The organism is Streptomyces sp. NPDC050658 (assembly GCF_044457025.1).
In the GTDB taxonomy this organism is placed as follows: Bacteria; Actinomycetota; Actinomycetes; order Streptomycetales; family Streptomycetaceae; genus Streptomyces.
In genome coordinates this window covers 56,799-75,109 of the sequence record NZ_JBITGM010000017.1, presented here as the reverse complement: position 1 = coordinate 75,109, position 18,311 = coordinate 56,799, and the positions used below count along the sequence as shown (strand labels likewise).

The 18,311-nt window shown below is 71.0% G+C and carries 19 protein-coding genes; 10 read left to right on the top strand and 9 right to left on the bottom strand.

Annotation, left to right across the window (positions count from 1 at the left end; genetic code table 11):
• The first annotated feature begins 198 nt into the window (after nt 1-198).
• Nucleotides 199-1,557 carry a peptidase C39 family protein gene (locus ACIBKX_RS38750; protein WP_363275477.1) on the top strand — a complete coding sequence of 453 codons (1,359 nt, stop codon included), beginning with the start codon at nt 199-201 and terminating at the stop codon, nt 1,555-1,557.
• A 61-nt stretch (nt 1,558-1,618) separates the two neighbouring features.
• On the opposite strand, the gene ACIBKX_RS38745 is transcribed toward ACIBKX_RS38750, so the two are convergent.
• Entirely contained in the window at nt 1,619-1,981 is a 363-nt protein-coding gene (locus ACIBKX_RS38745; protein ID WP_363275476.1) for a hypothetical protein, read from the bottom strand.
• A 118-nt stretch (nt 1,982-2,099) separates the two neighbouring features.
• Complete coding sequence (locus ACIBKX_RS38740; RefSeq protein WP_363275475.1) at nt 2,100-3,578, bottom strand: M1 family metallopeptidase; 1,479 nt, start codon at nt 3,576-3,578, stop codon at nt 2,100-2,102.
• A gap of 243 nt (nt 3,579-3,821) precedes the next feature.
• On the opposite strand from ACIBKX_RS38740, the gene ACIBKX_RS38735 reads away from it, so the two are divergent.
• A complete protein-coding gene (locus ACIBKX_RS38735; RefSeq protein ID WP_363275474.1) occupies nt 3,822-3,974 on the top strand; it encodes an SCO1431 family membrane protein in 153 nt (50 codons plus the stop codon).
• On the opposite strand, the gene ACIBKX_RS38730 is transcribed toward ACIBKX_RS38735, so the two are convergent.
• The 3 genes from ACIBKX_RS38730 to ACIBKX_RS38720 are packed head-to-tail and all read right to left on the bottom strand — an operon-like array spanning nt 3,952 to nt 6,462.
• The gene (locus ACIBKX_RS38730) at nt 3,952-4,860 is read right to left on the bottom strand and encodes a hypothetical protein (RefSeq protein ID WP_363275473.1); all 909 of its coding nucleotides are present in this window, start codon (nt 4,858-4,860) and stop codon (nt 3,952-3,954) included. The genes ACIBKX_RS38735 and ACIBKX_RS38730 overlap by 23 nt on opposite strands.
• A 10-nt stretch (nt 4,861-4,870) precedes the next feature.
• Nucleotides 4,871-5,857, bottom strand: coding sequence for a DUF6114 domain-containing protein (locus tag ACIBKX_RS38725; protein WP_399377188.1), 987 nt, complete (start codon nt 5,855-5,857; stop codon nt 4,871-4,873).
• On the bottom strand, nt 5,848-6,462 hold the full coding sequence (locus tag ACIBKX_RS38720; protein WP_363275471.1) for a DUF6230 family protein: 615 nt from the start codon (nt 6,460-6,462) through the stop codon (nt 5,848-5,850). Before ACIBKX_RS38720 ends, ACIBKX_RS38725 begins: the two co-directional genes overlap by 10 nt.
• 141 nt (nt 6,463-6,603) lie before the next feature.
• Between ACIBKX_RS38720 and ACIBKX_RS38715 the strand changes: the two genes are divergently transcribed.
• On the top strand, nt 6,604-7,227 hold the full coding sequence (locus ACIBKX_RS38715) for a TetR/AcrR family transcriptional regulator (RefSeq protein ID WP_399377186.1): 624 nt from the start codon (nt 6,604-6,606) through the stop codon (nt 7,225-7,227).
• Between the two features lie 72 nt (nt 7,228-7,299).
• Here the strand turns inward: ACIBKX_RS38715 and ACIBKX_RS38710 are convergent, their stop codons facing one another.
• Nucleotides 7,300-8,544 (bottom strand): glycoside hydrolase family 18 protein, encoded by a 1,245-nt coding sequence (locus tag ACIBKX_RS38710; protein WP_363275469.1) that lies wholly within the window; start codon nt 8,542-8,544, stop codon nt 7,300-7,302.
• 334 nt (nt 8,545-8,878) lie between these two features.
• Here ACIBKX_RS38710 and ACIBKX_RS38705 point away from each other — a divergent pair, with 334 nt between their 5' ends.
• A complete protein-coding gene (locus ACIBKX_RS38705) occupies nt 8,879-10,129 on the top strand; it encodes an acyl-CoA dehydrogenase family protein (protein ID WP_399377210.1) in 1,251 nt (416 codons plus the stop codon).
• Here ACIBKX_RS38705 and ACIBKX_RS38700 read toward each other — a convergent pair.
• Complete coding sequence (locus ACIBKX_RS38700) at nt 10,092-10,376, bottom strand: hypothetical protein (RefSeq protein ID WP_363275466.1); 285 nt, start codon at nt 10,374-10,376, stop codon at nt 10,092-10,094. The two genes, ACIBKX_RS38705 and ACIBKX_RS38700, sit on opposite strands and share 38 nt — an antisense overlap.
• A gap of 259 nt (nt 10,377-10,635) precedes the next feature.
• Here ACIBKX_RS38700 and ACIBKX_RS38695 point away from each other — a divergent pair, with 259 nt between their 5' ends.
• Nucleotides 10,636-11,763 carry a hypothetical protein gene (locus tag ACIBKX_RS38695; protein ID WP_363275465.1) on the top strand — a complete coding sequence of 376 codons (1,128 nt, stop codon included), beginning with the start codon at nt 10,636-10,638 and terminating at the stop codon, nt 11,761-11,763.
• A 62-nt stretch (nt 11,764-11,825) separates the two neighbouring features.
• Nucleotides 11,826-12,917 (top strand): phosphotransferase family protein, encoded by a 1,092-nt coding sequence (locus ACIBKX_RS38690; protein ID WP_363275464.1) that lies wholly within the window; start codon nt 11,826-11,828, stop codon nt 12,915-12,917.
• A 16-nt stretch (nt 12,918-12,933) separates the two neighbouring features.
• Here ACIBKX_RS38690 and ACIBKX_RS38685 read toward each other — a convergent pair whose 3' ends face one another.
• Entirely contained in the window at nt 12,934-13,383 is a 450-nt protein-coding gene (locus ACIBKX_RS38685; RefSeq protein WP_363275463.1) for a hypothetical protein, read from the bottom strand.
• 198 nt (nt 13,384-13,581) lie between these two features.
• Between ACIBKX_RS38685 and ACIBKX_RS38680 the strand changes: the two genes are divergently transcribed.
• From ACIBKX_RS38680 to fxsA, 4 genes are all read left to right on the top strand, one after another.
• A complete protein-coding gene (locus ACIBKX_RS38680; RefSeq protein ID WP_030789227.1) occupies nt 13,582-14,022 on the top strand; it encodes an Lrp/AsnC family transcriptional regulator in 441 nt (146 codons plus the stop codon).
• Nucleotides 14,023-14,070: 48 nt separating this feature from the next.
• Nucleotides 14,071-15,714 (top strand): amidohydrolase, encoded by a 1,644-nt coding sequence (locus ACIBKX_RS38675; RefSeq protein WP_363275462.1) that lies wholly within the window; start codon nt 14,071-14,073, stop codon nt 15,712-15,714.
• Between the two features lie 550 nt (nt 15,715-16,264).
• Complete coding sequence (locus ACIBKX_RS38670; RefSeq protein WP_363275531.1) at nt 16,265-16,993, top strand: polyprenol monophosphomannose synthase; 729 nt, start codon at nt 16,265-16,267, stop codon at nt 16,991-16,993.
• Between the two features lie 91 nt (nt 16,994-17,084).
• The gene (fxsA, locus tag ACIBKX_RS38665) at nt 17,085-17,660 is read left to right on the top strand and encodes an FxsA family membrane protein (RefSeq protein ID WP_363275461.1); all 576 of its coding nucleotides are present in this window, start codon (nt 17,085-17,087) and stop codon (nt 17,658-17,660) included.
• An 84-nt stretch (nt 17,661-17,744) separates the two neighbouring features.
• On the opposite strand, the gene ACIBKX_RS38660 is transcribed toward fxsA, so the two are convergent.
• The gene (locus tag ACIBKX_RS38660; RefSeq protein WP_030360404.1) at nt 17,745-18,119 is read right to left on the bottom strand and encodes an RNA polymerase-binding protein RbpA; all 375 of its coding nucleotides are present in this window, start codon (nt 18,117-18,119) and stop codon (nt 17,745-17,747) included.
• Nucleotides 18,120-18,311 lie beyond the last annotated feature (192 nt).

Genomic DNA, 18,311 nt, shown 5'->3' with positions numbered 1-18,311 from the left:
AGCGTACGGGTGCGGAATGCGCTGCTCCGCGTGCCGTCCCTGCTCACGCCAGTGGTCGAGGCCAATATTGGTGGACGCGGGGGCCTTCGAAGCGCTGGCAGAAGTCGGCGTGCAGCAGCCATAGTTGGCCTACCGCCGAGTACCTGACCTGCCCTTTCCGGATTGCTCCGGAACCCACGTCGACTGGGGGTCCCCGCCATGGACCGAGCTGATGACATGTCCCGCAGAACCGTCCTCGCCACAGCCGCCGCACTGGCCGCCGTCGCCGCAGGCGCCGGCACCGCGCTCGCTGCGGGCGGCGCGGCGCCCCGCGCGAAGCGGCCGGTGAACAACCGCTTCTGGGCCAGCCACGCGGACTGGAGCGCGGGCACCGCCGAGGGCACCCGTGCCGTCGCGGGCACCCGCCCCGCCGTGGAGATCGCCAAGGCCGTGGGCCGCACCGACTACGCCGATCCGCACACCGGCAGGACCGCCACCTGGGAGTACGCCCGCTGGACCTCGCCCGTGCACCGCTCCAGCGTGCCCGCGACAGAGCTCGTCGCCTCCTGGAACGCCCGCACGCCCCAGGGCACCTGGCTCCAGGTCGAGCTCCAGGGGACGTACTCGGACGGCACGAAGACGCCCTCGTACGTCCTGGGCCGCTGGACCTCGGGCGACGACGCCGAGAAGGACATCCGCCGCACCTCCGTCGACGACCAGAGCGACGGCAAGTCCAGCATCTGGACGGACACCTTCTCCATCGACGACACCACGACGGGCCTGCGTCTGGCCTCGTACCGGCTGCGCCTGACCCTGTACCGCAAGCCGGGCTCCACCGCGACGCCCACGGTGTGGCGGCTCGGCGCGATGGCGTCCGACGTCCCCGACCGCTTCACGGTGCCCGCGTCGAAGCCGGGCCTCGCCAAGGAGCTGACGGTCCCGCGCTATTCGCAGGAGATCCACGCCGGCCAGTACCCGGAGTACGACAACGGAGGCGAGGCCTGGTGCAGCCCCACCTCCTCGCAGATGATCATCGAGTACTGGGGCCGCAAGCCCACCCCGGAGGACCTGGCCTGGGTCGACCCCACCTACGCGGACCCGCAGGTCTGTCACGCGGCCCGGTACACCTTCGACTATCAGTACGCGGGCTGCGGCAACTGGCCGTTCAACGCGGCGTACGCGTCGACGTACAAGGATCTGCGCGGCGTCGTCACGCGCCTCGACTCGCTCACCGAGCTGGAGTCGCTGATCGCCGTGGGGATCCCGGCCATAACGTCCCAGTCGTTCCTCAAGGAGGAGCTGACCGGCGCGGGCTACGGCACCGCGGGGCACCTCATGACGGTGATCGGCTTCACCGCGGACGGCGACGTGATCGCCAACGATCCGGCGTCGCCGACGAATACGGCGGTCCGCCGCGTCTACAAGCGGCGGGAGTGGGAAAATATTTGGCTCAGAACTAAGCGGTACAACGCCAGTGGGAAGGTCGTCTCCGGTACGGGCGGGGTCTGCTACCTGTACTTCCCCACGAAGCTCTCGGCGGCGCAGCGCAGCGCGCTCGCCGGGGTCGGCATCCGCTGAGCCGGGTCTGACCAGGGCCCCACCCACCCGGGCGCGGGTGGGTGGGGCCCTCGTCGTCCGCTCAGTTCAGCGGCGCCGACGTGGCGTAGTAGAACGTCATCGAAGGCCACCCGCGGGACGTGGCGATCTCGTTGAACGCGTCCACGATCTCCATCGGGGTGATCTGCTTCGCGGCGGGCGCGTTCTCGACCCTGAGCTTGAACGAGAACTGCATCATCGCGTCGATGTCACCGATGCTGACATCGCCCCCGAACTCCTGGCCGTTCGGGACGTTGGCGTCGTACTCCTGGGCCGCGTCGGCCGCCGGGGCGGCCTTGGCCGGCTCGCCCTCCGCCGCCCGCGCCGTCCCGGTGCCGGCGAGCGCCGCGCCCGCCGCGGCGCTGCCCGAGTAGCCCAGTAGGGCACGTCTGGAAACTCCGGTCATGGTCCCCTCCTCGATCACAGTTGATCTCCCCCCTGGAGATCGACTGTGATCATAAGGACGGAAAGGGCACCGTGGGGCCGAACGGGATCTTCCGCTTTTGTTCGGACCCGCGAGCCTGTCACCTGGCCGGATCCACCACCCAGTCCGGGTGCCCCGGCATCGGCGGCGTCTTCGCGCCGTAGAGCCACGGCTTCAGGAACCCTTCGAGGTCCTCGCCCGCCACCTTCGATGCGAGGTCGATGTAGTCCTGGGTGCTCGCGGCCTTCCCCCGGTACTCGCTGACCCAGGCCCGCTCGATCCGCTGGAACGCCGCGTCGCCGACCTGCTCCCGCAAGGCGTAGAGGACCAGGGCGGAACCGTCGTACCGCATGCGCTTGAAGAGGTTCGGCTCGGTCGGCTCCGCGGGCGCGCCGAAATCGCGGCGCCACTGGTCATGCGCCTGGTACGCGGTCTTCATCGCGGCCTCGAAGCTGTCGCCGCCGTGCTCCTCGGAGTACATCCGCTCGTAGAAGCGCGCGTGGCCCTCGCTCACCCACAGGTCGGACCAGCTCTTGAGGGCGACGCTGTCGCCGAACCACTGGTGGGTGAGCTCGTGCACCATGTTCCGCTCGGCGTCGACCTTCGTGCCGAGGAGGTCGGCCTTCGGGATGAGGGAGAGCGTCTGCGTCTCCAGGGCGACGCCCAGGTCCGTGTCGCCGACCAGCAGGCCGTAGCGGTTGAACGGGTAGGGCCCCAGTTTCTTCTGAAGCCACGTCAGATGATCCGGAGTGAGCTTGCGGTACTCCGCCGTCGGCTCGACCAGGGCGTCCGGCACGACGTCCCGCAGCGGGATGCCGCCCGGCCCCTTGGAGTCGACCAGCTGGAACCTGCCGACCGCCAGCTGCACCAGCTGCGTCGACAGCGGCTGCTCCGAGTCGTACGTCCAGCGCACCCGGTCGCCGGGGCGCTCGGTCTTGTCGACCAGCCTGCCGTTCGCGACGGCCGTGCGGTCCTTCGGCGTGGTGATGCGGAAGGTGATCGGCGCGCGCTGGCTGGGGTGGTCGTTCGCCGGGAAGATCAGCCGGGCGCCGTTCGGCTGCGGATAGACCACGGTGCCGTCGGCCGTGGGTATCCAGCCGTAGTCCTCGATGGCGTCGTCGCGGTGCCGCGTCTGGGTCGGGTCGGCGGTGTAGCTGACCTTGGCCGTGAAGGAACTGCCCTTGGGTATCGGGGACTTGGGTGTGACGGTCAGCTCGTCGCCGTCGCGCGACGTGCCCGCCGTCGAGCCGTTGACCTTCACCGCGTGCAGCGTGTTGCCGCCGAAGTCCAGGTTGAAGCGGGACAGCGACTGGGTGGCGGTGGCCCGGATCGTCGTCGTCGCCTCGAACGGGGTCTTCGGGGCCTGCCAGTCGAAGTCGAGGGTGTAGCGGTCGACGCGGTATCCGCCGTTCCCGTCGAGCGGGAACATGGGGTCGCCCAGGCCGGGCGCGCCGGGGGACGGGGTGCCCGGCGCGGACGGTGCGGCCTGCGAGACCGTTCCTGTGAGGGCTGCCGTCACGGTGACGGCGGCCGCGAGGGCGAGCCGTGCTCTGCGGCGGGGCGTCCGGTACGTGCTCATCGGAAACCTTTCGGTCGGATGGTTGCGCGGACGGGCGGCGGGAAGATGCCCCGCCGTTCGTAGTGAGACGCACGGCTGCCGGTGCCGGTTGTGCCGGCGTGCGCCTCCCGCCCGGCGGCGAGTGACCAAGCTCTCGCCCGCGGCGCCGGAATCCGGTGGCATGGTGGATGGGTCCGTGGGGGAGTCCACCGCCGGGCGACGCGTCACACGGGAGCGCCGCCGGCCGACGTACCGAGAGTTGCCATGACTGCGAGCACAGCCACCGCCACCGCGACCCGCGCGGTCACCCGGACCGGCGGCCCCAAGGAAGACGGCCCGAAGATCCTCGAGCACGTGCTCGGCTGGACGCTCGTCGTCGTGCTCGCGATGCTCGTCACGCAGACCGGGCTGATGTGACCCCGGTCGCGTGGCCCTCCTGGTCCAGATCCGCCCGCCAGTGCCGGTCCGGGACGCCCACCAGGCCGTACAGCCACCGCACCGGCGACCGCCGGGACAGCAGCGTGAACCCCGCGAGCACCGCGAACAGCGGGAGCCCGATCCAGCCGCCGGCCAGGTGTACGAGGACGCTCGCGACCAGCGCGCCCGTGAACGGCAGGCCGTAGACCCCGGCCGCCGCGATGGCGATCGCCAGGAACCGGTGCACCTTGCGGTCCTCGTCCGCGCCCGGCAGCGACCAGCCCTCCATCAGCCAGCCGATCTCGGTGAGCAGCATCGTCCCGATCACCGCGGCCCCGAAGACCAGCAGGGCGAGGAACGTGCCGGACGTCAGGAAGTCCAGGACGTGGTTGACCACGCTGTCCTGCCGCCACCGCGCGAAGTCCCGAGCGCCGGGCGCGAAGAGCCGCTCGTATCCGCGGCCGTCCCAGCCGTGCACCAGCGTCCCGAAGAGCAGGAAGTACCCGCCGACGCACTGGAGATACGCCCAGTAGCCGGCCCCCACCAGGACGAGTGACTGCGCCACGAGGAACCCGATGGCGGCGGCCACGGGAATCCCGCCCGCGTAGCACAGCACGAACCCCGCCCACACCCCCTCGTGCCCCTCCGCGACGTGCATCGTCGCCCACGCCGGGTTCTGCCACAGCAGGAAGAGCCCCGTCGGGACGAGCAGCACCGCCGCGAAGAGCACGGTGAGGGCCAGATAGGGGTTGGCGGCGCGGCTGCGGGTGCGCGGACCCTCGCCCGCGTTGATCCGCTCCCACACCTGCAACTGCCGCCCGGCCGAGAGCGCGAACGTCGCGCCGATCGCGTACGCCCAGAAGAGGGCGGCCTGGATCTGGATCATGCCGGGCCCTTCACGCCGAGGCCTTCAGGGTGAGCCCGTCCGTGACGATCAGGTCCGATGTGACCAGGGCCTGTTCGGCGCTCACGTCCGTCATGAAGACGAACGGCGGCACGACGGGCGGCACCGGCAGTTTGTCGGGCGTGAAGGTCAGACAGAGCAGCCCCTCCAGGCAGCCCTTGAACTTGGTCAGATAGAGGGTGACCGAGCCGCTGAGGTCCAAGGTGTCGGCGCCCAGGGCGAGTTCACGTCCGCCGTCGCGCGTCCTCAGCCGGTAGTCGGTGAGCGACGCCGCCTTCATCCGCAGCACCATCACCTTCAACGGCCCGTCCGCCGTGGGGATTTCGCGTACGCCGGCCAGGGTGAAGCCCTGCGGCGCGAAGAGGGTCGTGGTGACGGTCGGCGGAGTGCGGGGCGCCACGATCGCGTCCCCCGGAGCCGCTTTGGCGGTGCTCCCGTTCATGAGCCCGGCGAGGATCAGCACGGGAAGCAGCACGGCGAGCGTCCGCGTCCCCTGCCCGTCCCGCACCTTCGGCACCTCGGCGGAATCCTCACCCCCCTCTGGCCCCTCCGGGACCGGTGTCCAGCCGAAGCCCATGGCGCTGCCCGCGATGCCGAGCACCATGCCCACCAGAAACCCGCCCAGATTGGTCGCGGCGAACGAAAGCACCGACAGGATCAGGGCGTTGACGCTCACATAGTGGTGCGCCTGCGGCAGCAGCCACAGGAAGATCCCGGCGGTGATCAGCGCGAGCCCGATGCCGATCGCGGCGAGCCCGCCGAGGCCCAGGCTGACCAGGACGGTCAGCGGCGACAGCGGCACCAGCAGCAGCTCGGCGCCGCCCAGGATCAGCAGCAGGCCGCCCCAGAAGGGCCGGGTCCGCCGCCATCTGCGCAGCACCCGGCGCGGCTGTGGCAGCGGAAGCCGCCGGTCGAGCCAGCCCCCGCCGTCCCGCGAGAAGGGTTTGACCCCGGCTCTTCGGCCGCCGGTCAGAAGCACTTCTTGCCGCCGATGCTCACATCGACCTTCATGCCCTTGAGCCGGAAGTTCCCGCCGGTCGCCGACCAGGCGTGCGACTTCACGCCGGACACGGTGATGTCGCCGGCCTGCAGCCCGAACTTGCCCTTCTCGCCCTGGATTCCCGGCACTTCGTCGAGCGTCGAGGCGTCCCGGCCGATCTGGGCGGTGCCGAAGCGGGCGTCGCCCTCCAGGTCCTCGCCGTCGATCACCAGATTGCTCGCCGTGACCTGGCCGGCGGCACCACCCGCGGTCAGCTTGAACACCACCGTGCCGACCGGGGTCTTGACCTCGGCGGCCTGGCAGATGTCGGACAGCGTGGCGTCACCGATCCCGAGGAGCGCCACCGGGTGCCCCTTGCCGTCGATGTCCCGGTCGGTCTGCACGTAGGAGGAGAGCCCCTGGCTGGTGAGCTTCCCGGATGACACCTGGAAGCTGGTGCCGGAGACGGCGAAGGACGCGGCGAGCGCGCCCTCGGCCATCACGGAGGCCATCGCGCCGACCGCGAAGACGGCGGGCAGGGCCACGACGGCCGTCTTCTTCCAGGAGGTTCTGCCCTCGCGTAACGCGTCGCGTGCTGCGGCCACTGTCTTCCTCCCGTACGTCGTTCCGCGTCGTCAAGCGTGCGTAAGGGGAAGTGCGTGAAGCGCCGTCGGGACCGAACGGGCAGGTGGCACGGTTCTGCCATACTGCGGACATCCCGAGGCAGTTGGAGACTAGGGCTGAAATTGAATAATAGTCAACAGCGCGGCACCGACCGCTCCGTGGCACGCCGCGCCGAACTCATCGCCATCGGCCGGAAGTTGTTCGCCGACACGTCCTACGACGCCCTGTCGATGGACGACATCGCGAAGCAGGCGGGCGTCGCCAAAGGGCTGATCTACTACTACTTCAAGTCCAAGCGCGGCTACTACCTCGCGATCATCGAGGACTCCGTGGCCGACCTGGTCGAGCGCGCCGGACGCCATGACGAGCTGCCGCCCGTCGAGCGGGTGCAGCGCACCGTCGACGGCTATCTGCGCTACGCCGAGCACCATCAGGCGGCGTACCGCACGATCATCAGCGGCGGCGTCGGCTTCGACACCGAGGTGCACGCCATACGGGACGGCGTGCGCGAGGCGCTGATCGGCGCCATCGCCGACGGCGCCTACGGCCGCAAGGACATCCCGCCGCTCGTACGCATCGCGCTGCTCGGCTGGCTGTGCAGCGTCGAGGGCGTCACGCTCGACTGGATCGGCCACCGGGCGCTGGCCCGCGAGACCGTCTGCGATCTGCTGGTGCGCACACTCGGGAACACGCTGTGCGTCATCGAGGACTTCGAGCCGTCGTACCCGGCGCCGCCGCGACCCTGAAGCCGTCGCGGGCACGCGGACGGGGCGGGAGCCGCCGACCGGCTCCCGCCCCGAGTTCCCGTGCCCGCGAGGTCAGTTGATGGCCTTGATCAGCTCACCGTCGGACGTGTCACCGCTGAGCTCCCAGAAGAACGTGCCGCCGAGGCCCTGCTGGTTCTTGTAGTCCATCTTCCCCGCGATGGTCTGCGGGGTGTCGTAGCTCCACCAGTTGTTCCCGCAGTGCGCGTACGCGGTCCCGCCGACCGTGCCGTTGGCCGGGCACTTGGTCTTCAGTTCCTTGTAGTCGTCGATGCCCTGCTCGTACTTGCCCGCCGCGGGGCCGGTCGCGGTGCCGCCCGGCTCCTTCTGTGTGACGCCGGTCCAGCCGCGGCCGTAGAAGCCGATGCCGAGCAGCAGCTTCTCGGACGGGATGCCGAGCCCCTTCAGCTTCTTGATCGTGGCGTCGGAGTTGTAGGACTCCTTGGGGATGCCGCTGTACGAGGTCAGCGGCGAGTGCGGAGCCGTCGGACCCTTGGCGTCCCAGGCGCCGAAGAAGTCGTACGTCATGGGGTTGTACCAGTCGACGTACTGGGCCGCACCGGCGTAGTCGGCGGCGTCGATCTTGCCGCCGTCGGAGGCGTCCGCCGGGATCGCCGCGGTCACCAGGTTGTTGGCGCCGAACTTCGAACGGACCGCGCCCATCAGCTTCTTGTACGCGTCGCGCCCACTGGTGTCGCAGGTCAGACCGCAGGCGTTTGGGTACTCCCAGTCGATGTCGATGCCGTCGAAGACATCGGCCCACTTGGAGTTCTCCACCAGGTCGTAGCAGGACTGGGCGAAGGCCTCGGGGTTCTTCGCGGCCTCGGTGAAGCCGCCCGACCAGGTCCAGCCGCCGAACGACCACAGGACCTTGAGGTCCGGGTGCTTCTTCTTCAGCTTGCGCAGCTGGTTGAAGTTGCCCCGCAGCTCCTGGTCCCAGGTGTCGGCGACGCCGTCCACGGACTGGTCGGCGGTGTACGCCTTGTCCGTCGCCGCGTAGGCGTCGCCCATGGCGCACTTGCCGCCCTGGACGTTGCCGAAGGAGTAGTTGATGTGCGTGAGCTTGGCGGCCGAGCCGGACGTCTCGATGTTCTTGACGTGGTAGTTCCGGTCGTAGACACCCCACTCGGTGAAGTATCCGACGACCTTGGAGCCGGCGGCGGCCCGCGTCGCGGAGCCCTTGTCCTGCCCGGCGGCGGCGCTGCCGGTGCCGGCCAGCAGGCCGGCGCCGAGCGCGGCGCAACAGGTGGCGGCGAGGAGCGCCTTGTATCCGGCGCGGGGGGTGTGCGGTCTGAGCATCGTGTCTCCTCGTGGGGGGAAACAGGGCGGGGGGAAGTGGTGCTGTGGACCTGCGGATGGAGCCGTTTGCGTCTTGGCATGAACGCGTTAAGTCGTTCGGGGGAACAGTAGGAGGACTAGACCAGTGGGGTCAATGGTTCGGACCAATCCCGCGTGCCTCAGTGACCTTCGACTATCTTTTGAGTAAGCGGTCGTTAACTAGTGACTGGCTGCCGTCGATCGGGCATACTCAACGCGCCACAACCGCTGGTCAGACGCTTCCGTGACCCGGAAGGAGACCTCGGTCCGGCAGTGAATCCCGACGGCGTCGCCTCACCCGGTGCGTCCCGTCGCAGTGCCCAACAGGGAGGAGAGCGTCATGCCCCATCAGGGAGGTGCCGCGCGTAGCGCGTCCGATAAGGGCGATGGTGGGCGACGGGCGGGAGCCCCGCAGCCGGTGGACCGTCAGTTGCCCACGGACGAGGCCAGGGATCTGCTCTCCCTCGTACGGGACATCGCCCAGCGCGAGATCGCCCCGAACGCGGCCGATGAAGAGGACGCCGGGCACTTCCCGCGCGAGATCTTCCGCCTCCTCTCCGACTCCGGACTGCTCGGCCTTCCGTACGACTCTGCATTCGGCGGCGGCGACCAGCCGTACGAGGTCTACCTCCAGGTCCTCGAAGAGCTCGCCGCGGCCCGGCTCACCGTCGGGCTCGGTGTCAGCGTCCACTCCCTGTCCTGCCACGCGCTCGCGGGGTATGGCAGCAAGGAGCAGCAGACCGAGCACCTGCCCGCGATGCTCGGCGGCGGACTGCTCGGGGCGTACTGCCTCTCCGAGCCCGCGTCGGGATCCGACGCCGCTTCCCTGCGCACCAAGGCCGTCCGGGACGGCGACGACTGGGTGATCACGGGGACCAAGGCGTGGATCACGCACGGCGGGGTCGCCGACTTCTACACGGTCCTTGCCCGCACGGGCGGCGAGGGCGCGCGCGGCATCTCCGCGTTCCTGGTGCCGGGTGACGCCGAAGGGCTCAACGCGGCGGTGCCGGAGAAGAAGATGGGCATGAAGGGCTCGCCCACCGCCCAGATCAACTTCGACGCTGTACGGGTGTCGGACGCCCGCCGCATCGGCGACGAGGGCCAGGGCTTCGCGATCGCGCTCTCCGCGCTCGACTCGGGGCGGCTCGGTATCGCGGCCTGCGCCGTCGGCGTGGCCCAGGCGGCGCTCGACGCGGCGGTCTCGTACGCCACGGAGCGGCGGCAGTTCGGCCGGCCGATCGCGGACTTCCAGGGCCTGCGGTTCATGCTCGCGGACATGGCGACGCAGATCGAGGCGGGCCGGGCGCTCTATCTCGCCGCCGCGCGACTGCGCGACGCGGGCAGGCCGTTCTCCAAGCAGGCGGCCATGGCCAAGCTGCTGTGCACGGACGCCGCGATGAAGGTCACGACGGACGCCGTGCAGGTGCTCGGCGGCTATGGCTACACCGCGGACTTCCCGGTGGAGCGATTCATGCGCGAGGCCAAGGTGCTGCAGATCGTCGAGGGCACCAATCAGATCCAGCGCATGGTCATCGCCCGTCACCTCGCGGGTCCCGACTCGCGCTGAACTGGGCGAGGCCGACGGGCGGCGCCGCGAGCCGGACCCACTCCGGGTCGTGCCGCCCCGGCAGCGTCTTGCCGCGCTCGGCCCAGTTGCGGATCAGCGCGCGGTAGATCGGCGGGTCCTGGAGGCGGGGCGGCTGCGGCTGGGGCTGCGGAACCGATTCTGCGGGTGGTGGTGGCGCGGTCAGCAGGGTCCGCCGGCGGCGGCCGGTCGGCGAGTGCACCGTGGGAGTCGGCGTGGGGGTGGTCATGCCGGGCCAACGCGCGCGGCGCGGGGCAGGTTACCGCCGGTCGGATTCGAGCGTCTGTTCGCCGCGTGCCCGCGGGGGTGCCCGGTTCATGCCGCCGGGTTCATACCGCCGGATTCATGCCACCGGATTCATGCCGCTGACGCGGGTGCGCGCGTATCTGGTTCCCTGGATGTTTCTGACGTACCGTCAACTCCGCGCCGAGGGGGCGGCCCGACCGCCCCGCGCTCCCGCAACTGCCGTGCGCCCAGGGAGGTTTGCCGTGGCAGACGACCGCCCCGTACCGCTCGACGAGTACCCGGTCCACCAGGTACCGCTCTCCATGAAGCACGTCGCGACGGGCGACAGGAACGCCTACGACCGCTGCATCTTCCACCTCTTCGACCACGAGGGCCGGGCACTCCTGATCCTGGGCCTCGGCGTCTATCCGAACCTCGGTGTCATCGACGCGTACGGCACCCTGCGCATCGGGGATACGCTGCACGCCGTACGCGCCTCGGACGCGCTCGGCGACGACCGGATGAACCTCTCCGTCGGCCCCCTGGGCATCACCGTCGAGGAACCGCTGCGCCGCCTGCGCCTGAGGTGCGAGGCCGACCAGGACGACCCCGACTCCCTCTCGTACGACATCACTTGGACCGCCGGCTTCCCCGCGCTGTGGGAGCCGCACCACATCCAGCGGCGCGGCGACCGGCTCTCCCTCGAAGGGCGCCGCTTCGTGCAGGCCGGCGGCTGCTCCGGGGTGATCCGCGTCGGCGGCGAGGAGATCCCCGTGACGGCGGGGGAGTGGACCGCCACCCGCGACCGGAGCTGGGGCGTGCGGCCGGTGCCCGGCGAGGAACGCGGGCGCCTGGAGGAGGAGTTCGGCACCGAGGGCTTCCACTGGATCTGGAGCCCGGTGCGCTTCGACGACCGCTTCCTGATGGTCATCGCCCAGGAGGACGCGGACGGCTACCGCTCGCTCAACGAGGCGACCCTCGTCCGCGACGGCCACCGCGACCGCCAACTCGGCTGGCCCCAGGCCGACATCACCTACCGCTCCGGCACCCGCCACCCCGAGCGCGCCGTCATCCACCTCACCGACCCCGACGACCGCAAGCCCATGGAACTCGGCGTCGAGGTCCTCACCTCCCTGCCGCTCGCCGTCGGCGCCGGATATCCGCCCGCCGGCGACTGGCAGCACGGCACCTGGCAGGGCCGCGGCTGGACCGACCGCCGCGCCTACGACCTGTCGGACCCCGCGGCACACCCCATGGCCGCCTACGGAGTCATCGACCACGCGGCCCGCTTCACGCTCAACGGGCGGACGGGGTACGGGATCTTCGAGCACGGCAGCTTCGGCCGCCACGACCCGAGCGGCTTCACGGGCTTCGACTCGGTCGCCCCCTGAGAGCGGCAGCCCCCGAGATGAGCTGTCCCCTGAGAGCGATCGCCCCCTGAGAGGAGAGCGCGATGGCCACGGCACCCCGCCCCCGCACCACCACCCGCGACCCCGAGGAGCTGGCCCGCCGCCTCACCGCCTGGCTCGCCACCCGGCTGCCCGGCGCCAAGGCCACCGGAGTGCGCGTCCCCGAGTCCAACGGCATGTCGAGCGAGACCCTGCTCTTCGACATCGAGCACCCCGAACCACCGCTGCGGGCCTGCGCGTTGCGCCTGGCGGCGGACCCGGCGGCGTACACGATCTTCCCTGTCTACGACCTGCCGCGCCAGCACCGCACGATGCGCCTGGTCGCCGAGCACACCGATCTGCCGGTGCCGCGCGTGCTGTGGCTGGAGGACGACCCCGGTCCGCTGGGCGCGCCCTTCTTCGTCATGGAACGGGTCGAGGGCCGCGTCCCGCCGGACGTCATGCCCTATACGTACGAGGGGAATTGGCTGCACGCGGCGAGCGACACCGAACGGGCCCGCCTGGAAGAGGCGTCCGTGAGTCTCGTCGCCCGGCTGCACGACCAAGTGCCGCTCACCGAGGCCCAGTTCCTCTCCCTGCCGGGCGAGGGCAGCCCGCTGCGCCGGCACGTCGAGGCGCAACGCGCCTACTACGAATGGGTGGTGGAGGGCCGGCCCCGCTCACCCCTCATCGAGGGCGCCTTCGAGCGGCTCGACGAGTGGTGGCCGGACGACGAAGGCGCGGCGGTCCTCAACTGGGGCGACGCGCGCATCGGGAACGTCGTCTACGACGGCTTCGCGCCCGCGGGCGTCCTCGACTGGGAGATGGCGGCACTCGCACCGCGCGAGGTCGACCTCGGCTGGTTCGTCTATCTGCACCGCTTCTTCCAGGACCTGACCGTCGGCTTCGGCCAGGACGGCCTGCCGGACTTCCTGCGCCGCGACCGCGTCGAGGAGAACTACGCCCGGCTCACCGGCCACACACCGCGGTCCATGGACTTCTACACCCTGTACGCGGCGCTGCGGCACGCCGTCGTGATGCTGCGGGTCGCCTACCGTCAGGTGCACTTCGGCGAGGCCGCGGTGCCCGATGACCCGGACACGCTGATCCTGCACCACGCCAGCCTCGCGGCCATGGTGCAGGGCAGCTACTGGTAAGGCGGCTGACAGGCCCTCAGGCGGCCGTACGGCGGGCCTGCTGGGGCACGCGCAGCGGGCGCGATCCCTGGCCGCCGACGTGCGAGAAGGGCTGCGTGCGCCAGTCGAGTCCCTGAGGGAGCGTCAACAGCAGGGCGGCATCCTGCTCCTGAGCCTCCATCGACTCATCGGCGGGCTCCGCGTCGGCCGCCGCGCGACCCGTGCCCGCGCACACCGTGAGCCCGAACGGGTTCCACGGCGTGGGGCACAGCGCGTGCTCGGGCAGTACGTCCTCGTCGGCCAGGAGCGCGATCGGCTGCGCGCAGTCCGGGCACGTCACGCGGTAGATCTCGAAGGTGTCGTACGCGTCGAACTCGGTGTCGGCCGGTTCGACGCCCTCCGATACGGAGGTCGACGCGGACGCGAGCTGATCGGACCGCTGCTGCTTGCCGCGGGCAGAGCGACCGGGGCGCTTCAAATTCTGCATGGGAATCTCCCCCTTGGGTGGGCCGACAAGGCGCTGCGGCCTCGACCACAGCAAGCACTTCCCGTCCCGTCGTAGACCTAATCGTGACATCACTTCGGACACGGTCACGGGTATGTGTCGTTCGTCACATGCCATGAGAAGGTGCCGCCGTCGGCCCTCAGGTATCCGGAGGGATCAAGAGCCCTGTAGGTTCGGCGCATGGAGGAGCTGGACCGACAGATCGTGCAGCTGCTCGTCAAGGACGGGCGGATGAGCTACACCGACCTGGGCAAGGCCACGGGCCTGTCCACATCGGCCGTGCACCAGCGGGTGCGCCGCCTGGAGCAGCGCGGGGTCATCCGCGGCTATGCCGCGGTCGTCGACCCCGAGGCGGTCGGGCTGCCGCTGACGGCCTTCATCTCGGTGAAACCCTTCGACCCCAGCGCACCCGACGACATCGCCGAACGCCTCGCGGGCGTCCCGGAGATCGAGGCGTGCCACAGCGTCGCGGGCGACGAGAACTACATTCTCAAGGTGCGGGTGGCCACGCCCCTGGAGCTGGAGCACCTGCTGAGCCGCCTGCGCGCGCTCGCCGGGGTCTCGACGCGCACGACGGTCGTCCTTTCCACGCCGTACGAGGCGCGGCCTCCGCAGGTCTGAGGCGCCCCCTGCGCGGGGGCGCGCCCGGGCAGGGGTCAGACTGGTCCCATGATTGAGAGCACCGCCCCCCAGAACCCCCCGCAGGGCCACCGCACCGTGCTGCTGCGCGGCGGAGACGTCCACAGCCCCGCCGACCCCTTCGCCACGGCGATGGTCGTCGAGCGCGGGCATGTCGCCTGGGTGGGTTCGGAGGGCGCGGCCGACGCGTTCGCCGACGGCGTGGACGAGGTCGTCGACCTCGAAGGGGCCCTCGTCACCCCGGCGTTCACCGATGCGCATGTGCACACGACGTCCACCGGACTCGCCCTGACGGGACTGGATCTGACGGGCGCGCAGTCCCTGGACGACGCGCTCGCCCTCGTCCGCGCGCACGCCGCCGCCCGGCCGCACGACCGCGTCCTGCTCGGCCACGGCTGGGACGCCGCCCGCTGGCCCGGCGGTCGCCCGCCCACGCGCGGGGAACTGGACGAGGCGACCGGCGGCCGTCCCCTCTACCTCTCCCGCATCGACGTCCACTCGGCGGTCGTCACCACCGCCCTCCTCGACCTCGTCCCCGGCGTCACCGACCGCACCGGCTTCCATGCCGACGCCCCGCTGACCGCAGACGCCCACCACGCGGTGCGCACCGCCGCGCACGACGCGCTCACCCCGCAGCAGCGCACCGAGGCCCAGCGCGCGGCCCTGCGACGCGCCGCCTCGCTCGGCATCGGCTCCGTGCACGAGTGCGCCGGACCCGAGATCTCCGGCGCCGACGACCTCACCGGGCTGCTGCGGCTCGCCCTCGACGAGCCCGGCCCGCGCGTCGTCGGCTACTGGGCCGAACAGGGCCACGAAGGCGTCGCCCGTGCAAAGGAACTGGGTGCCGTCGGCGCCGCGGGCGACCTCTTCGTCGACGGCGCCCTCGGCTCCCACACCGCCTGCCTCCATGAGCCGTACGCCGACGCCGCCCACACCGGCACCGCCTACCTGGACACCGCAGCCGTCGCCGCGCACGTCGTCGCCTGCACCGAGGCCGGCGTCCAGGCGGGCTTCCACGCCATCGGCGACGCCGCCGTGACCGCCGTCGTCGACGGCATCCGCGCCGCCTCCGAGAAGGTCGGCCTGCCCCGCGTCCGCGCCGCACGGCACCGCGTCGAACACGCCGAGATGCTCGCCCCCGAGACCATCGCCGGCTTCGCCGAACTGGGCCTGACCGCCTCCGTGCAGCCCGCCTTCGACGCGCTGTGGGGCGGCGACGACGGCATGTACGTCCAGCGCCTGGGCGCCGGGCGGGCCCGCAGCCTCAACCCGTACGCGGCCCTGCTGCGCACCGGCGTCCCGCTCGCCTTCGGCTCCGACAGCCCCGTCACCCCGCTCGACCCCTGGGGCACCGTCCGCGCCGCCGCCTTCCACCACACCCTCGAACACCGCGTCTCCGTGCGTGCCGCCTTCACCGCCCACACCCGTGGCGGCTGGCGGGCCATCGGCCGCGACGACGCGGGCGTCCTGGTGCCGGGCGCCCCCGCCGACTACGCCGTGTGGCGCACCGCCGACCTGGTGGTGCAGGCCCCGGACGACCGCGTCGCCCGCTGGTCGACCGACCCGCGCTCCGGGACGCCGGGACTGCCGGACCTCACACCCGGCGCCGAGCTGCCCGTCTGCCTGCGCACCGTGGTCGGCGGGCGGACCGTCTTCGTGCGGCCGGAAGAGTGATGTCAGGGCGGTCCATGCCGCCGATCGCGGACCGCCGCCGCCTCCCGCGACCTGCGCATCCGCCGTACTGACCTGGCTGTCTGCGGAAACGACCCAGGTCAAACGGCTATTGACAGAACGCCGCCGTCGGCCGGTAGGTTCGGCCGGGTCCACCACAGGACGTCCGATCGGGGAACCTCCACGCAGCCGTCGAACGCCGCTGGGCCACGGGTGGTGTGCCGCACCGGCGCACCACCACTGGGAGCCAGGTCCAGCGCCCGCGCCGCGGACGCGAGGGAACGTTCCACCGAGTCGGCAGGTGCGACCCGGGTGGGGCCCGGACACTCAGTAGACAACGGCTCTCGGTCGACCCGCAGCCAGCGGGCCCCAGGTCGGCCCGAAGGGTGCCGGGCCCCGATCCGCAGTACTCCCCACATCCGCACGCCGCCGTGGCTTCGTTGAAGGCGGCCACTATGGTGGTCCTCTGCGTACGAACGAAGGGGCAGTAGTGACAGACGGCGGTGGGGTCTCCGAAACCGGTGACCAGGGGAGGCAATTCGGCCCGCTCGGCATGGCCTTGGTGATCATTCCGACCTACAACGAGGCGGAGAACATCCAGTCCATCGTCGGCCGCGTCCGCGCCGCCGTGCCCGAGGCGCACATCCTCGTCGCCGACGACAACAGCCCCGACGGCACCGGCAAGATCGCCGACGAGCTCGCGGCGGACGACGAGCAGATCCACGTACTGCACCGCAAGGGCAAGGAAGGCCTCGGCGCCGCCTATCTCGCGGGCTTCCAGTGGGGCCTCGACAACGACTACGGCGTGCTGGTCGAGATGGACGCCGACGGCTCCCACCAGCCCGAGGAGCTGCCCCGGCTGCTCACCGCGCTCAAGGGCGCCGACCTGGTCCTCGGCTCGCGCTGGGTGCCGGGCGGGCGGATCGTGAACTGGCCCAAGTACCGCGAGTTCATCTCGCGCGGCGGCAGCACGTACTCCCGGCTGATGCTCGACGTACCGATCCGCGACGTCACGGGCGGCTACCGCGCGTTCCGCCGCGAGACCCTCGAGGGCATCGGCCTCGACGAGGTCGCATCGCAGGGCTACTGCTTCCAGGTGGACCTGGCCCGCCGCGCGATCAAGTCGGGCTACCACGTCGTCGAGGTGCCGATCACGTTCATCGAGCGCGAGCTCGGCGACAGCAAGATGAGCCAGGACATCGTCGCCGAGGCGCTGTGGCGGGTCACCGCCTGGGGCGTGGGGGAGCGGGTCGGCCGTGTCATCGGCCGCAAGTCCCCCTGAGTGCCCCACAAGGGGCTCCCAGGGCCTCTGAGCGGCGCTTATTGATCATCCCCTTATGCCGGACTGAACCGGGCCCAGGCACACTGGAGCCATGACGACTGGCGTACCGCCCACCCGACCGACCCGGCCCCGGCGCTCCCGCGCCTTGAGGTTCCTGCCGCTCGGCATCGCCGCGTGGCTGGTCCTGGAGATCTGGCTGCTCACCGTCGTGGCCGGCGCCGCCGGCGGGTTCACGGTGTTCCTGCTGCTCGTGGCCGGTGTCGTGCTCGGCGGCGTGGTCATCAAGCGCGCCGGGCGGCGGGCCTTCCGCGAGCTCAGCGAGACGCTGCAACAGCAGCAGAGCGGCCTGACGCCGCCGACCGCCGAGCGGGGCGGGGGCAACGCCCTGACGATGCTGGGCGGCCTGCTGCTCATCCTGCCGGGGCTCATCTCCGACGCCCTGGGGCTGGTTCTCCTGGTGCCGCCCGTCCAGAAGGCCGTCAGCCGTTTCGCGGAGCGCACCTTCGAGCGCAAGGTCCGCGAGGCCTCGGCCGGCGGCCTCGGGGACGCCTTCCAGCAGGCGCGCATCCACCGCCCGGACGGCAAGGTCGTCCAGGGCGAGGTCATCAGGAACGACGAGCCGCAGCCCCGGAGCCCGCGCCCGGACGACCCGCAGCTCCCGCACTGAGGCGGCCATACGCAGCACGAAGGCCGGGGCCCCGCTGAGCGGGGCCCCGGCCTTCGTATGTCTTGCGGTGTGGTCAGCCGGCCGTCAGGCGGACTTGCGGCTGTCCCGCGGGTGCACCGCGATGTTCATGGCTCCCGAACGGAGCACCGCGAGGCGCTCCTCCAGGACCTCCTCGAGTTCTTCCCGAGTCCGGCGCTCCATGAGCATGTCCCAGTGCGTACGCGCAGGCTTCCCCTTCTTCTCCTCAGGTCCATCGCCGTCAACAAGGAGTGCCTGGGCCCCGCAGACCTTGCACTCCCACTCCGGCGGGATTTCCGCCTCTACCGAGAAGGGCATCTCAAATCGATGTCCGTTCTGGCATGCGTACTCCACGGCCTGGCGCGGAGCCAAGTCGATGCCGCGGTCGGTCTCGTAGCTGGTCACCACGAGGCGCGTGCCGCGAAGAGCTCGCTCACTCATGAATCGTGCCTCCCGGGCTTGTCGCCCACAGGACAGGTGTCGCTGTCGTCGTCATCCGGTCAACGTCCGGTCGGCGGTAAAGATTCCCGTTCAGGGTCATGCGTCGCCGTCGTATGCCGCCCCTTGTTGTACCCACCAGCGCCCGGTTTGTCACATCTGGCAGCAGATGTCACCCAGCGTTTCTGATGACTC

Bases quoted from the DNA above. Each gene is read 5' to 3' on its own strand.
- ACIBKX_RS38730 (WP_363275473.1), bottom strand. From the start codon at position 4,860: ATGATCCAGATCCAGGCCGCCCTCTTCTGGGCGTACGCGATCGGCGCG.
- ACIBKX_RS38700 (WP_363275466.1), bottom strand. From the start codon at position 10,376: ATGACCACCCCCACGCCGACTCCCACGGTGCACTCGCCGACCGGCCGC.
- ACIBKX_RS38680 (WP_030789227.1), top strand. From the start codon at position 13,582: ATGGAGGAGCTGGACCGACAGATCGTGCAGCTGCTCGTCAAGGACGGG.
- ACIBKX_RS38750 (WP_363275477.1), top strand. From the start codon at position 199: ATGGACCGAGCTGATGACATGTCCCGCAGAACCGTCCTCGCCACAGCC.
- ACIBKX_RS38740 (WP_363275475.1), bottom strand. From the start codon at position 3,578: ATGAGCACGTACCGGACGCCCCGCCGCAGAGCACGGCTCGCCCTCGCG.
- ACIBKX_RS38670 (WP_363275531.1), top strand. From the start codon at position 16,265: ATGGCCTTGGTGATCATTCCGACCTACAACGAGGCGGAGAACATCCAG.
- ACIBKX_RS38710 (WP_363275469.1), bottom strand. From the start codon at position 8,544: ATGCTCAGACCGCACACCCCCCGCGCCGGATACAAGGCGCTCCTCGCC.
- ACIBKX_RS38685 (WP_363275463.1), bottom strand. From the start codon at position 13,383: ATGCAGAATTTGAAGCGCCCCGGTCGCTCTGCCCGCGGCAAGCAGCAG.
- fxsA (WP_363275461.1), top strand. From the start codon at position 17,085: ATGACGACTGGCGTACCGCCCACCCGACCGACCCGGCCCCGGCGCTCC.
- ACIBKX_RS38735 (WP_363275474.1), top strand. From the start codon at position 3,822: ATGACTGCGAGCACAGCCACCGCCACCGCGACCCGCGCGGTCACCCGG.
- ACIBKX_RS38690 (WP_363275464.1), top strand. From the start codon at position 11,826: ATGGCCACGGCACCCCGCCCCCGCACCACCACCCGCGACCCCGAGGAG.
- ACIBKX_RS38675 (WP_363275462.1), top strand. From the start codon at position 14,071: ATGATTGAGAGCACCGCCCCCCAGAACCCCCCGCAGGGCCACCGCACC.
- ACIBKX_RS38660 (WP_030360404.1), bottom strand. From the start codon at position 18,119: ATGAGTGAGCGAGCTCTTCGCGGCACGCGCCTCGTGGTGACCAGCTAC.
- ACIBKX_RS38745 (WP_363275476.1), bottom strand. From the start codon at position 1,981: ATGACCGGAGTTTCCAGACGTGCCCTACTGGGCTACTCGGGCAGCGCC.